Annotated in this window: 14 protein-coding genes; 5 read left to right on the top strand and 9 right to left on the bottom strand. The window is 68.3% G+C overall.

Going from position 1 to position 13527, the window contains the following annotated elements:
• The first annotated feature begins 28 nt into the window (after nucleotides 1–28).
• Nucleotides 29–3352 carry a BTAD domain-containing putative transcriptional regulator gene (locus EGT50_RS12775; protein WP_235870740.1) on the top strand — a complete coding sequence of 1108 codons (3324 nt, stop codon included), beginning with the start codon at nucleotides 29–31 and terminating at the stop codon, nucleotides 3350–3352.
• A gap of 4 nt (nucleotides 3353–3356) precedes the next feature.
• On the opposite strand, the gene EGT50_RS12770 is transcribed toward EGT50_RS12775, so the two are convergent.
• From EGT50_RS12770 to EGT50_RS12745, 6 genes are all read right to left on the bottom strand, one after another.
• Nucleotides 3357–4187, bottom strand: a complete 831-nt coding sequence (locus EGT50_RS12770; protein ID WP_127955034.1) for an ABC transporter permease — start codon at nucleotides 4185–4187, stop codon at nucleotides 3357–3359.
• The gene (locus EGT50_RS12765) at nucleotides 4184–5158 is read right to left on the bottom strand and encodes an ATP-binding cassette domain-containing protein (RefSeq protein WP_127955033.1); all 975 of its coding nucleotides are present in this window, start codon (nucleotides 5156–5158) and stop codon (nucleotides 4184–4186) included. The genes EGT50_RS12770 and EGT50_RS12765 overlap by 4 nt, the downstream gene beginning before the upstream one ends.
• 170 nt (nucleotides 5159–5328) lie before the next feature.
• Nucleotides 5329–6492, bottom strand: a complete 1164-nt coding sequence (menE, locus tag EGT50_RS12760) for an o-succinylbenzoate--CoA ligase (protein WP_127955032.1) — start codon at nucleotides 6490–6492, stop codon at nucleotides 5329–5331.
• Between the two features lie 44 nt (nucleotides 6493–6536).
• The gene (locus EGT50_RS12755) at nucleotides 6537–6917 is read right to left on the bottom strand and encodes a VOC family protein (RefSeq protein ID WP_127955031.1); all 381 of its coding nucleotides are present in this window, start codon (nucleotides 6915–6917) and stop codon (nucleotides 6537–6539) included.
• A gap of 88 nt (nucleotides 6918–7005) precedes the next feature.
• The gene (locus EGT50_RS12750; RefSeq protein ID WP_127955030.1) at nucleotides 7006–7455 is read right to left on the bottom strand and encodes a hypothetical protein; all 450 of its coding nucleotides are present in this window, start codon (nucleotides 7453–7455) and stop codon (nucleotides 7006–7008) included.
• Nucleotides 7456–7748: 293 nt separating this feature from the next.
• On the bottom strand, nucleotides 7749–8372 hold the full coding sequence (locus EGT50_RS12745) for a dienelactone hydrolase family protein (RefSeq protein WP_127955029.1): 624 nt from the start codon (nucleotides 8370–8372) through the stop codon (nucleotides 7749–7751).
• A gap of 59 nt (nucleotides 8373–8431) precedes the next feature.
• Here EGT50_RS12745 and EGT50_RS17345 point away from each other — a divergent pair, with 59 nt between their 5' ends.
• Complete coding sequence (locus tag EGT50_RS17345; protein WP_268960684.1) at nucleotides 8432–8557, top strand: hypothetical protein; 126 nt, start codon at nucleotides 8432–8434, stop codon at nucleotides 8555–8557.
• Nucleotides 8558–8714: 157 nt separating this feature from the next.
• Here EGT50_RS17345 and EGT50_RS12740 read toward each other — a convergent pair whose 3' ends face one another.
• Nucleotides 8715–9608, bottom strand: coding sequence for a 1,4-dihydroxy-2-naphthoyl-CoA synthase (locus EGT50_RS12740; RefSeq protein WP_127947844.1), 894 nt, complete (start codon nucleotides 9606–9608; stop codon nucleotides 8715–8717).
• 82 nt (nucleotides 9609–9690) lie between these two features.
• Between EGT50_RS12740 and EGT50_RS12735 the strand changes: the two genes are divergently transcribed.
• From EGT50_RS12735 to EGT50_RS12725, 3 genes are read left to right on the top strand one after another with little or no spacing between them, the layout of a single operon-like run.
• On the top strand, nucleotides 9691–10338 hold the full coding sequence (locus EGT50_RS12735; protein ID WP_127955028.1) for a PaaI family thioesterase: 648 nt from the start codon (nucleotides 9691–9693) through the stop codon (nucleotides 10336–10338).
• Between the two features lie 2 nt (nucleotides 10339–10340).
• Complete coding sequence (locus tag EGT50_RS12730) at nucleotides 10341–11372, top strand: o-succinylbenzoate synthase (RefSeq protein ID WP_127955296.1); 1032 nt, start codon at nucleotides 10341–10343, stop codon at nucleotides 11370–11372.
• 55 nt (nucleotides 11373–11427) lie between these two features.
• The gene (locus EGT50_RS12725) at nucleotides 11428–11874 is read left to right on the top strand and encodes a DUF6918 family protein (protein ID WP_127955295.1); all 447 of its coding nucleotides are present in this window, start codon (nucleotides 11428–11430) and stop codon (nucleotides 11872–11874) included.
• A 128-nt stretch (nucleotides 11875–12002) separates the two neighbouring features.
• Here EGT50_RS12725 and EGT50_RS12720 read toward each other — a convergent pair whose 3' ends face one another.
• Both EGT50_RS12720 and EGT50_RS12715 read right to left on the bottom strand, forming a co-directional pair.
• Nucleotides 12003–12845 carry a siderophore-interacting protein gene (locus EGT50_RS12720; protein WP_127955027.1) on the bottom strand — a complete coding sequence of 281 codons (843 nt, stop codon included), beginning with the start codon at nucleotides 12843–12845 and terminating at the stop codon, nucleotides 12003–12005.
• A 64-nt stretch (nucleotides 12846–12909) separates the two neighbouring features.
• On the bottom strand, nucleotides 12910–13506 hold the full coding sequence (locus EGT50_RS12715) for a flavin reductase family protein (RefSeq protein ID WP_127955294.1): 597 nt from the start codon (nucleotides 13504–13506) through the stop codon (nucleotides 12910–12912).
• Between the last annotated feature and the right edge of the window lie 21 nt (nucleotides 13507–13527).

The raw sequence follows: 13527 nt of genomic DNA, 5'->3' as shown, positions 1-13527 counted from the left end.
GTCGGCTCGTCCAATACGCTCGCCGTTTGTGCAGCCTGTTACGAGAATCCCCGGCATTCCTGCACCTGCGCGACTGTCCGTCGAGGTGGAGGTGGCCGTGCTGGGCGCTGTCGCCACCCGCAGGGACGGCGCCCTGGTCCCACTGGCCGGAGCCCGGGCTCGAAGTCTGCTGGTCGCGCTCGCGCGGCGGCCCGGAAGAAGTCGTGGCGTTGCGGCTCTCGTCGAGGACGTGTGGGGCGACGCGCCACCCAAGTCGCCGGCGAATGCCCTGCACACCCAGATCTCGAGGCTCCGAGCGGTGCTGCCGGACGGCGCTGTCGAGGCCGGGCCTGCAGGCTACCGGCTCACCCTTGCAGCCGAACAGGTCGATCTCACACAGGCGGACCTACTTGCCCGCGCGGCGGGCGAGAAACATGCCGAAGGCGATCATCTCGGTGCCATAGAGACCGTGCGTCTGGCCAACTCGCTGTGGCGCGGCGAGCCGGGGGCGGACCTGTCCGACGGCGACCTTGCGCGGGACCTGGCGAGGGAGGCCGTGTCATACCGCGACGCGCTCGCCGCGACGGAACTCAACGCACTGATCGCCTTGGGTGAGTTCGAGCGAGCGCTCCCGAAGGCCCGCGCCATCACGGATGCTGCGCCCTTGGACGAGGGTGCGCACGCCGTGCTGATGGAGTGCCTGCACGGTGCGGGGCGATCCAACGAGGCGCTGGAGGTGTTCGCGGGTCTGCGGGACCGGCTGGCTGCTCGACTCGGGGCCGACCCGTCGGCGCGGCTCGTCGACCTCAACGCGGCCATCCTGCGCGACGGCGCCGAGCCTGTGATCCGGGCCGTCCGGGATGACCTGAGTCCAACACGCGGATCTGAACCCGCAACATTGCCGAAAGTGATCGGATTGCGCGCCGCGCCGAACCCACTGCTCGGCCGAACGGAAGATCTAGCCGCACTCGAGCGCCTGCTCGAGCGTTCGCGCGTTGTCACGGTGCTGGGGCCGGGTGGTACCGGCAAGACCCGGGTGGCCCATGCGCTCGGTACCCGTGTGGCCGGACGGATGCCGGTCGCACTCGTCGAACTCGCGTCGGTACGCAGCGGAGAGGACCTGGTCGCCGCCATCAGCGGCACCCTGGGCCTCAGCGAGAGCGACCTCAGGCCAGGCACGCTGACGCGCACGCACATCCATGACGTCCGGCAGCGACTGCGCGACGCGCTGTCCACTGGGCCGTCCCTGTTGGTGCTCGACAACTGCGAGCACCTTGTCGACGATGTCGCCGAGGTCGTGTCCGACCTGATCGGGGCGAGTGACCAACTCACTGTGCTCGCCACCAGTCGCTCCCCGATGTCGATCACCGCCGAGGCCGTGTATCCGTTGCCGCCGCTGGCGATCGGCGACGCCGAGTCCCCGGCGGCGGAGCTGTTCCAGACACGTGCGCTCGCGGTCCGGCCTTCGGCGCGGCTCGATCCGTCGGAGGTAACGCAGCTGTGCCGGACGCTGGACGGGCTGCCGCTCGCAATCGAGTTGGCCGCCGCGCGGGTTCGCACGATGAGCGTCGAAGAGATCAACGCCCGCCTCGTGGACCGCTTCGCGCTGCTGCGTTCGGGTGACCGCACGTCTCCTGCACGGCACCGTAACCTGCACGCCGTCATCGAGTGGAGTTGGAACCTGCTGGAGGAGTCGGAACGGGCCGCTCTGCGCCGACTGTGCCGCTTCCCCTCCGGGTTCACCCTCGACGCCGCCACAGCGGTCGCGCAGTGGGACGGCGTCGAGGACGCAGCCGATGCGCTCGAAGGGCTGGCGAATCATTCGATGCTGTCGGTCGTCGAACCGGCCCCGGGGACAGAGTCGTTCGGGCTGCGCTACCACATGCTCGAGACCGTTCGTGAGTTCGGTGAAGAGCAGTTGCTCGCGGATTCGAACGCGTCGGAGGCAGACGAGGTTCGGCGCAGGACGGCGAATTGGGCCGAACAGCTCTCCCGGAAGGCCGTGCGTGATTTCCTTGCCGGCAAACAGATCTCGGTCGCCCACTGCGTCCGAGCCGAGCACGACAACCTACGAGCCGTTCTCCGGCATGCGCTGGCCGAGAGGCAGGCCCGGACCGCGTTGACGGTGTTCCCGGTGCTCGCGGGCGTGTGGGCGGCCTGCGGTGCCCACTCCGAGGTGTCTGCTTGGGCGCCGAGACTACTGGACCTCGACGGATCGGCTCTCTCGCCCGATGAGGTCCCTGGCGACCACCTCGCCATCAGCTACGTGTTGGCCGTCGTGCAAGTGACCGCGGACGGGAACGTCCGCACGGTGGCGATCGCACGGACCCGGTTGCGACGCCTCCTCGCCGCGCGGTCCGACATCTCCGAGCGACTGCGGATCGCAGCGGCGCTGGTACTCACCCCGGCGACGGGCCGGGGGTTGGCGCGGTTGCTCGCGACCGCCGTCCGCTCGGAGGATCCGGACGCCCGCATCCTCGCGCTGATAGCGAGGTCCAGCCTCCGGCAGAACACCGGCGACCTGTACGGCTCCGAGTCGGACGCGAAGCGTGCATTCGCGCTCACGGAGGAACCCGATTCGTGGGATCACGCGCTGCTGAGTCAACACCTGGGCAGCGTCTGCGCTCAGTCCGGGCGTTACGCCGAGGCCATCGCTTACTACCGGCGCTCCGCCGACGGGCTCTGGAAGCTGCATCTCTACGACGAGAACCTGCAAGTGCGGGGGTTCATGGTGGCAGCCATGGTCGGCGACGGGCAGATCGCTCAGGCGCGTTCGGAACTCGAGCAGCTCCGCCCGGCGCATCACGGCGGGCTCGCGCGGGCCGACGACCCGCACAATCAGGCGTCGCTCGCGATGGGCACCGCGGAGGTGGATCTCGCGGCCGGGCTCGTGGACCAGGGTCTGGCCGAGTACCGGCGCGCCGCCGCGTGTGCCGGCGATCTCGAAGTATCGGCGGGGGTCGATCTCTACGAGATCATGTTGGCGACAGCGGCAATCGATGCGCACGCCCTCGCCGGACGGATCGAGCCGATCGCAGATCTGGCGGACCGACTGCCGTCCGTTGCCGTTGCCCGCCTCGGACCGGGAGGCTATCCCGATCTCACACTGGCGGGTGCGGTGGCATGTGCCGTCGGCGCGGTCGACATCGTCGCCGGCCGTGACCCTGACCGGGGACTGCGCCTGCTCACACTTGCCACGAGAGCGGCTGCCCGGCAGGACTGTCCGTCGATGCGGCTGAACCGGCACCTGACCCGGGCGAGGACAGTCCTCGGTGACGCACGCGTCGCGGCGGCGCTGGCGTCCGTGGAGGGGACGCCCCGCGCCGCCGCCCACCGCGAGATCTTCGACATACTCGCCGCACCGAACTCGTGAAGTGTCAGGCCTTCCGCATGAAGGTCCGCACGGTCAGTGGCGCCATGATCCCGACGATCACGGCCGCGCCCACCAGGGCCCACACGGTGTTGATGCCGAAGTGCCCGTCATTCGCGAGTTCGCGGACCGCAGTGACCAACAGCGACACGGGATTGATATTGACGAAGGCCTGAACCCATCCCGGCATCGTGTCGGCAGGAACGAACGCGTTGGACATGAACGTCAGCGGGAACAGGATCAACATGGATATTCCCTGCACGGCGGCGGCGCTGCTCATGAGCACCCCCATCAGGGCGAAGATCCAGCTGATCGCGAACGCGCACAACATGATCAGTAGTGCCGCCGACACCACACCGACGAACCCGCCGTCCGGACGGTAGCCCATGGCGAGACCGACGACGATGGTGATGGTCGTCGCGATCAGATACCGGACGACGTCGGCGAGTAGGGCTCCCGACAGCGGTGCGATTCGGGCGATCGGCAGTGACTTGAACCGGTCGAACACCCCCTTGTCCATGTCGTCGCGCAACTGCGTGCCGGTCACGATCGAAGTCGTGATCACTGTCTGCACCAAAATGCCGGGGATGATGATCGGCAGGTACGACTGCACGTCTCCCGAGATCGCACCGCCGAAGATGTACGTGAACATCGCGGTGAAGACGATCGGAACGAGCACCACATCGACCAGTTGCTGGGGATTGTGCTTGATCTTGAGGATGCCGCGGTAGGCCATCGTGAAGGTGTGGGCGACCGAGTCCCGCACGCTGACCCGGTCGACGGCCTCGATGGTTCGCGTTCCAGTCGTTCCGGCGGGCGAGGTGAGTGTGGTGGTCATGCGACGCTCCGTTCGGACTCGGCGGTGTCGTGCCCGGTGATGGTGAGGAAGACCTCGTCGAGGCTCGGCCTGGAAACGGTGATCTCGTCGACGGCGATCGACCGATCCCGCAGTTGCAGAAGAAGATCCGCGGCGATCGACGGGTCCGACAGCGGTGCCGTGATACGGCCCGATTCGGGGGTGGCAGTAGCTTCGACGCCCAGCGCGCTGGAGATGACGGTTCGGGCCTGCTCGATCTGGTCACGGTCCGCGAGGGTCAGTTGCAGCGCCGATACCCCCACCGAAGCCTTCAACTCGTCGGCGGTGCCGTCCGCGATCACCCGGCCGCGGTCGATGACCGCGATCCGGTCGGCGAGCTGATCGGCCTCGTCGAGGTACTGCGTCGTGAGCAGCACGGTCGAGCCTTCCGCGACGAGCTGTCGGATGGTGTCCCACATCTGTGCACGTGTGCGCGGATCGAGTCCGGTGGTCGGCTCGTCGAGGAACAGCAGCGGGGGCCGGGCGATGAGGCTGGCCGCTAGGTCGAGACGCCGGCGCATACCGCCGGAGAATTCTTTCAGGGGCTTGGAGGCCGCCTCGGTCAGTGCGAACTCCTCGAGCAGTTCGGCGGCTCTGCGCGTGGCGTCTCTGCGACTCAGCCCCAGCAGGCGCGAGAAGATCACGAGATTCTCCGTGGCCGTGAGATCTTCGTCGACTGACGCGTACTGCCCGGTGACGCCGACAAGGGACCGGACGGCTGCCGACTCTCGGACGACGTCTCGACCGAAGATTCGAGCCTTTCCGCCGTCGGGACGCAGCAACGTAGCGAGCATGCGCACGGTCGTGGTCTTGCCGGCGCCATTGGGGCCGAGCACGCCATACACCGATCCGGTCGGCACGGTGAGGCTTACGCCGTCCACCGCGCGCTGCCCACCGAAGGTCTTGACGAGCCCTACGGCTTCGATTGCCGGGGGTGAGGTGTTGATGTTCATGACCTCACGATGAGGGTGGCCGCTTGCACCGGACTGGCATCAGCCTTGCGCCGAACTTGCATGGGCTCTCACCGAGGTGCGCCGGATCCGCGATTGGAGAGGTCACGCGGGCGGTGAGGTCATCGGGCGGTGAGGTCACGCGGGCGGTGAGGTCGTACGGCAAAAGGGGGTCAGGGGCGACTCCAGGCCTCGCGCAGGGCAATGCGGTCGACCTTCCCCGGGCCGCGTAGGGGTATCGCATCGACCACCCGGATCTCGCGGGGAGCCGCGGTGACGTCGAGCACGGAGCCCACGTGCAGGCGCAGGTCCTCGACAGTCGGCACGAGCCCCGGCGCAGCGACGAGCACGGCGACCACTCGCTCACCCAGCCGATCGTCCGGGACTCCGAGTACCGCGCACTCGCGTACGGCCGGGTGCTCGGCCAGCACGGCCTCGACCACTTCGGGGACGACAGTGAGCCCTCCCGTGGAGATCGCTTCGTCGAGGCGGCCGTGGATGGTGAGACGCCCGCCGGCGAGGCTGCCGGCGTCGTCGGTACGGAACCAGCCGGGTTCGGCGAACGCCGAATGCTCGGGCAGCCCGCGATAGCCAGAGGCGACTATCTCGCCACCGAGCAGCACTCGTGAGTCGTCGTCGATTCGGACCGTAGCGACGTCGAGAGGGATGCCGTCGTAGACGCACCCGCCGCATGTCTCGCTCATGCCATACGTCCGGACCACCCGAATCCCGGTGTCGAGGGCGCGGCGCAGCAGCGGCGGCGGGGTCGCCGCGCCGCCGAGTAGAACGGCGTCAAGGGCCGCCAACGCCGCTGTTGCATCCGGATGCTCGAGCACCTTGACGAGTTGGGTGGGGACAAGCGACGTGTACCGACGCGGACCGCTCATCGCCTCGACCGCGGCAGGAAGGTCGCCCGGATCGAATCCGGCGGTGACGTCGACGACGACGGGTGTCTTCCCGGCAAGCAGGCTGCGCAGCAACACTTGCATGCCGGCGATGTGATGAGCCGGCAGCGCCAGGAGCCACGACCCCGGACCGCCCAGGCGTCGGTGCGTGGCCTCACCGCTCGCCCGCAACGCACGCGGTGAGAGCAGCGCCCCTTTGGGGACCCCGGTCGTACCTGACGTCGCCATCACGAGCGCGATGTCATCGGCTACGTCGTCGATCGGTTCACCCGGGCGCAGGGCGCGCGTGAGCCGGTTCGTCTCCTTCGCGTCGCCATCGGGAACCGGCAGCAGCGGGGGGCTCGAGCCGTCCAGCGCTCGCGTGAGTTCCGGCAGGACCGACACCACCGAGCTGCCGGGCGGGATCGGGAGGACGTGCAGGAGCTTGCTCACCCTCCGATGGTTTCACGCGGATGGTTTCACGCGGGCCGCCCCTCTCACCGCAAGTCGCGTCGGAGCGGGTGATCCTCGGGAATCTGGACCAGCACGATCGGAATGTCGTCGGGGTCGGCGATCCACATCTCGTGCAGGCCCCACGGCTCCTCGCGGGCTTCGCGGACGATCGGGACCTGGGCGCGGATCAACTCATCCTGTGCGTCCGACAGGTTCCGGACCTGCAGCCACAGCGCGCCCGGAAACCGGAACTCGAGGTCCGTACCACCGTGCGCGGTCACCTCGATCAGGCCCTGTCCGGCGAAAAACACCGTGCCACCGGGATACTCGCGTGCAATGGCGAGACCGAGGACGTCGCGGTAGAACGACAAGGTGACCTCGTAGTCCCGCGGTCGCAGAAGCGTTCTGCTGCTTAGTATTTCCACGGTGGTTCCTCCCGACTCGATGCCTCTGCTCGTGTCGTCTCCACTGCCGTCCCTTGCCGGTGTCGCTGCCCGGGGTCCGGGCCCAGTGTCACTGCCCGGGGGCCGGGCGCGCCTCGTGCCCGGCGCGGCCCTTCGTGCGCCGGGCCTCCTTCATCTCTGCCTCGTACACGTGCCGGCGTCCAGCGAGCAGTGCCTCTCGGACCACCTTCTCGTGCTCGCGAAGCTCGGCCCAGTAGCCGTCGTCGAACTCCTCGACGATCTGAAACGTCCACCGTCCCTCGAGCACGTTGCGGCCCACCATCGCCGTCTCGAGCAGCTCAGCGGGCTCCGGGTGTCCGGACTCGGCGAGCATCTGCGACGCCGACCCCAGCTGCCGGTCGGCGCGGCCCATCAACTGGTGGAACGCGTACAGGTGGCCGCGAGCTTGTTCGACGGTCTCGAGCGCCTCGGACAGCTTCCCCACCGCCTCGACGGTGGCATCCGCTACCCCTTGCGGGCGGCGGTGCTCCGGTGCGGGCTGCTCGCGGTCGGAGGTCATGGGTCCAGTGTGCATGCCTGGGGCGTTGCTCGAGCTGGGAGCGCCTCGACTGTCCGGAATATGCCATGTGTCGCACCGCGCTGATACGTACTGACCCGGTGAAGAACTGTGGCAACCGTGCTCGTCCAAGGCCGGCGATCCGGTCGGCTTGGGTGCGGATCACCACGCCGGAACCCCAGTCGTGGTGGACGACCCGGGAATCGACGGGGAGCGGTCACCGTTCGAATTATGCTGGTGTGCAGCGGTTCTCGTCGAGCTACCGGGAATTCGTCACGGCATCCGGAACGAATCCCTCACGGGTTGTGCGCATGTGCGACGAACCAGCTCCGAGCGTGATCGGCGACGGCGTCGAGGGTGCCAGGCTCTTCGAAGAGGTGAGTCGCGCCCGGCACGATCACGAGTTCGTGCTCGCACTCGAGCAGTTCGGCGGCCTGCCGGTTCAGATCGATCACCGTCGTGTCGAGGGAACCGACCAGTAGCAGCGTCGGCGCGCGCACCGCCGACAGACGCGACCCCGCCAGGTCGGGGCGTCCGCCGCGGGAGACTATCGCGGTGACGTCGGCGTCGGGTTCGGCCGCGGCGTGCAGGGCCGCGCCTGCGCCAGTGCTCGCGCCGAAGTATGCGATCGACCGCGCCCGGTCTCCCAACTGCATGGTTACCTCGCACAGCCGCGCCGACAGCAGCGGGATGTCGAACACGAGCCGGCGGTCCCCCTCCTCGTCCGGGGCGAGCAAGTCGAACAGCAGCGTTCCGAGACCGACGTCCTGCAGGAGCCCAGCGACGTGGCGGTTCCGGGGACTGAACCGGCCACTGCCACTGCCGTGTGCGAACACCACGACCGGCATATCGCCGACCGGGTCGGTCAGCGAACCGGACAGCCGGACACCGTCGACCCTGAACGTCGTTTCCGCGCTCATACCCCTATTGCACACCCGATCCGGCCCCGAGCCCAGCCCGTCATTTCGCACGGTGAGTGGTGGAGTTAGCCGTCAGTGGCTCCGGTGCGCTCAGCGACTTCCGCAGCACGCGCAGCGAGGGCATCGGCTACGGCGCTGAACTCGGCAAGCGCGGCAGTTGCTGGCGATCGACGGACGCGCCGTGACAGAGCGGACATGTCGGTGCGGGATGTCACACTTCGCCCATGGAGGGGATGTCAGACGGGTGCTTGCACTCGCAGATCCCGAAGAAGTGGGAACCCGCCTAGCTGATTCTCGAATCTCGGTGTAGGAATCTCCGCCCCACGTGGAGCGGAGAGGAGGTCAAAAGTACCAGGGGAACGGCGTCCAGTCCGGGTCACGCTTTTCGAGGAACGAGTCACGACCCTCGACGGCCTCGTCGGTCATGTATGCCATGCGGGTGGCCTCGCCGGCGAAGAGCTGCTGGCCGACCAGTCCGTCGTCGGTCAGGTTGAAGGCGTACTTGAGCATGCGTTGCGCCTGCGGGGATTTGCCATTGATCTTCTTGCCCCACTCGATCGCGACATTCTCGAGTTGGTCGTGGTCTACGACCTTGTTCACCGCGCCCATGTGGTGCATTTCCTCGGCGGTGTAGGTGTCGCCGAGGAAGAAGATCTCGCGGGCGAACTTCTGACCGACCATCTTCGCGAGGTACGCGCTGCCGAAGCCGCCGTCGAAGCTGCCCACGTCGGCGTCGGTCTGCTTGAAGCGGGCGTGCTCGCGTGAAGCCAGCGTCAGGTCGCACGTGACGTGCAGGCTGTGTCCACCCCCTGCAGCCCAGCCGTTGACCAGCGCAATGACGACTTTCGGCATGAATCGGATCAGACGCTGTACCTCGAGGATGTGCAGGCGGCCGGCGCGGGCCTTGTCGACCGTGTCGGCGGTCTCGCCGGACGCGTACTGGTAGCCGCTGCGGCCGCGGATGCGCTGGTCGCCGCCCGAGCAGAACGCCCAGCCGCCGTCTTTGGGGCTGGGGCCGTTCCCGGTGAGCAGCACGCAGCCGACGTCGGAGGTCATGCGGGCGTGGTCGAGCGTCCGGTACAGCTCGTCGACCGTGTGCGGACGGAAGGCGTTGCGCACTTCGGGGCGATCGAACGCGATGCGGACGATCCCCTCCGTGACATGACGGTGGTATGTGATGTCGGTGAGGTTCTCGAAACCGGGTACGGGGCGCCAGAGCTGCGGGTCGAAGGTCACGAAGCGAGGATAGGCGTTGGCGGGAGAGTGGCGTAGGTCACCTCGGGCGTAGCCGACCCGGGCCCGGCGTTACGGTGCAGCTATGAGCGAGCAACTGCAGACCGACACCAACGCCGGGGACGACGTCTACGAACATCACGGCGGCTTCCCCATGTTCACGCCGGTCAAGGCCGGGCCGAACTACGCAGACTTCGTCGAATCGCTGCGCCGCCTGCAGGACCTCGCCGTCTCGACCCACATCCCCGACGACGTCGTCGACGAGGCCATCGCCCGCATCGACGCGCTGAGCGACATGCTCGAGCCGCACCGCGTCCCGGAGGGCAAGTCCCCGGCCGGCTTCAACACACACCTGCCCGGACGTGGCAGCCTGCTACTCCTGCCGTGGCAGTACGAGAAGCGCGGCGCCGACGGTGTCCGCCTGCGCGGCAAGTTCCGGATGTTTCACCGCGGCGGCAACCGGGCCGCGCACGGCGGCACCATCGCGCTGCTTTTCGACGACCTGTTCGGCATGGTTGTCCACGCGTCCGGGCATCCCATTGCCCGCACCGGGTACCTGCACGTCAACTATCGCAATGTCACGCCCATCGAGACCGACCTGGTGGTCGAGGGCCGCGTCGACCGGGTCGACGGCCGCAAGCTCATGTGCACCGCCGAACTCGAGGACCTCGACGGGAACATCCTCGCCGACTGCGAGGCTCTCATGATTCAGTTGTTGCCCGGACAGCCGTGACGGTGCCGGTCGGGGGCCCGTCCCTCGCCGACCTCCTGGCGGGGGCGCAGGTGGTGAGCCTGCCGATGCGGGTTCGTTTCCGTGGCATCACCACTCGTGAGGCCGTGCTCCTCGAGGGCCCGGCCGGCTGGGGGGAGTTCGCGCCCTTCCCCGAGTACGACGACGCCGAGGCCGCCGCGTGGCTGCGCGCCGCGATCGAGGCCGCGTGGCTCGGTCCGCCGACGCCGCTGCGCGAGCGGGTGCCGATCAATGCGACCGTTCCCGCGATCGGCCCACAGCAGGTCCCCGAGATCCTCGCCCGCTTCCCCGGCACCCGCACCGCGAAGGTGAAGGTTGCCGAGAAGGGGCAGACCCTGGCCGAGGACCTCGCCAGGGTCGCCGCCGTTCGTGCGTTGGTGGACAACGTCCGCGTCGACGCGAACGGTGGCTGGAGCGTCGACGAAGCGGTCACCGCACTCGACGCGCTCACCTCCGATGGCCCGCTCGAGTACGCCGAACAGCCCTGTGCGACGGTGCCCGAACTCGTCGAGGTCCGACGGCGGCTACAGGAGGTCACGAACCGGCTCGGCCGGCAGCGAGTCCCGATCGCCGCCGACGAGAGCATCCGCCGCGCCGAGGATCCCCTGAGGGTGGTGCGCGCCGGCGGCGCCGACGTTGCGGTCGTCAAGGTGCCGCCACTCGGCGGGATGCGCCGCCTGCTCTCGCTCTCTGACGACCTCGCCGGGCACGGTGTGCCGGTCGTCGTGTCCAGTGCGCTCGACACCGCGGTCGGTATGGGCGCGGGACTGGCTGCGGCCGCGGCGCTTCCGGGATTGCCGTACGCGTGCGGACTGGGCACCGGGGGTCTGTTCGTCGCCGACGTCGCCGAGCCTCGCCAGGTGTCCGACGGCAGCCTCGCCGCGCATCCCGTCGTCCCGGACCCGGCGCGTCTCGCCGAACTGGGCGCGCCACCCGAGCGGGCGCGGTGGTGGCTCGCTCGGCTGCGGCGCTGCCACGAACTGCTGGCCGTGAGCGGTGACGCATGGGACGAATGAGTCGTATAGTGTCGTGCCCGGCCAGGAATGGACAAATCGATATGGAGGCATGAAAGTGGTTGCAGCGCTGAACGACACCTTGCTGGACGACGCACGGATTCCCGCGGTTCGCGCGGACGTCGAGGCGCTCGTCGATGCGGAGGTCTCGGACAAGACGGGCGCGTCCGGGCTGGCGCTGAAGGGCGGGTACTCGGCTGTCAAGAAGCTCGGCCCGTCGATCGTGCCCGACGCCATCGAGGGACTGCTGCCGGAGTTCGTCGTGCGGCTCGAGCCGTTCTGGCAGGAATTCGGTACCAGCGGTGAAGCGAGCTTCTCGGAGTTCCTGACCGCACGCGGCGACGCCGTCTCGGACGCACTGCTGGGCGTCACCGACGATCGCATCGAGGCCAGCGACCGCGGTGCGATCAAGAAGGTCTACTCGACGCTGCGTCCGTCGGCGAAGAAGCACGTCACCGAGGCCCTGCCGCGCCTGGGTGACCTTGTGCAGAAGCACGCCGCGTAGCGGAAGCGCGACCAAGTCAGCGGGCCCGTCCGGTGTATCCGGGCGGGCCCGCAGTTGTTCGGGCTCCGACTGTTCCGGCCCGTTCCTGTTTCGGTCCGGCCGCGGATGCGGCTCGGCCCGAGCGGAATTCAATAAGAGGCGTGACCGTGACGCCAGTATCCCGTGAATGCGATATCGGACTTCGGCACGTGCCGGTCGGCTACGAGGTGGCGTCGTACGCCCGTCGCCAGGTCGCTCTCGCCGGCGACGAACGCGTAGAACGGGCCCTCTGGCAGGTCCGAGAAATCGGCGTTCGTGATCGCGTCCAGAGCCAGCGCACCCGGACGCGCGGTCGGGGACTTGCGCACCAGCCAGTTCAGGTCGACGTTGTCGCTCACCGGGACGTCCCGGGCGGCCGCGATGTCGTCGGCGTGGGGGATCTCGACGTACACGCGCACCCGCAGTGCGGGGTCGACCGACCGGAGGATTCCGGCGATCGCGGGCAGTGCGCTCTCGTCGCCGACCAGCAGGTGCCAGCCGGCGTCGGGGGTGGGGTTGTAGACCAGCCCCTCGTCGAGCAGGCCCACGGGATCGCCCGCCGCGCACGAGTTGGCCCACGCCGACGCCGGACCCAGGTCACCATGCGAGGTGAAGTCGATGTCGAGCTCTGGGGCCTCACCGAAGACCCCACCTTCGGGGCGGAACTCGCTGACCGTGTAGTTCCGCAGCGCCGGCCGCACGTCCTTCGGGATCAGCTTGAACTGGGCGTACCAGAGGTTGCCGGTGGCGGTCGGCAGCCGGAAGCCCGTCTGTTCGGGTCCGGGAAAGAACATCCGGAACCACTGGTCGAAGCCCATGGGGGTGAACGCGTGAAGGCCGTCGCCGCCGATCGTGACCCGGACGAAGTTCGGGCTGATCTGCTTGCTGCCCAGCACATGCGCCGAGACGATCTCGCGCTGTTCGGGTTTTACGAACTTTGAGCGTTTGGCCATGGCGTTCCGTCCCGTGAATCCGGTGTGAGTTTAGCCAACCCTAATGCGCGAGGGTCGTCGATGTTCAGCCAGGTGGCCCCGGGCGTGGGATCCGCCGTACCGGTGGCGGCGTACCCCATTCGTCGCGTCCGAGTCGGCTCAGCGGGGCCAGCGCCGCAAAGTTTGGAAGTCCATCGTCGGCGATCGCCTCGGGCCGCACCGCGACCGCCAGCACGTCCCCCATCACTACGAACGAGTTCCCCACCTCTATCACCTGCCGCAGCCGACACTCGATCGCGATGGGGGAGTCCGCGACCCGCTTCGGACGGACCCGCTCACTCGGCTCGGTCGCGATGCCGAGAGCAGCGAACTCATCGGTGCCGGGCTCGTATGGAGCCGAGCTCGCATTGACGTGCTCGACCATCGGTTCGGACGCGAGGTTGACGACGAACTCGCCGGTGGCCTCCACGTTGCGCAGGCTGTCCTTGCGGGTGACCGACGTGAACTGCACCACCGGCGGCTCCGCGCTCGACACAGTGAAGAAGCTGTATGGCGCCAGATTCGGCACCCCATCTTCCGACAGCGTCGACACCCACGCGATCGGTCGCGGCAACACCGACGCGGTCAACACCGGGTAGAAGGTGCCCGGATCCATCTCTGCGGGGTCGAAGATCGTGCGCATCATGCCAACCATCGTGGCAGC

Origin of the sequence: Rhodococcus xishaensis (assembly GCF_004011825.1) — a bacterium.
GTDB classification, from domain to species: Bacteria; Actinomycetota; Actinomycetes; order Mycobacteriales; family Mycobacteriaceae; genus Prescottella; species Prescottella xishaensis.
Note: the sequence above shows the minus strand (reverse complement) of the source record. Positions and strands in the feature narration are given on the sequence as shown.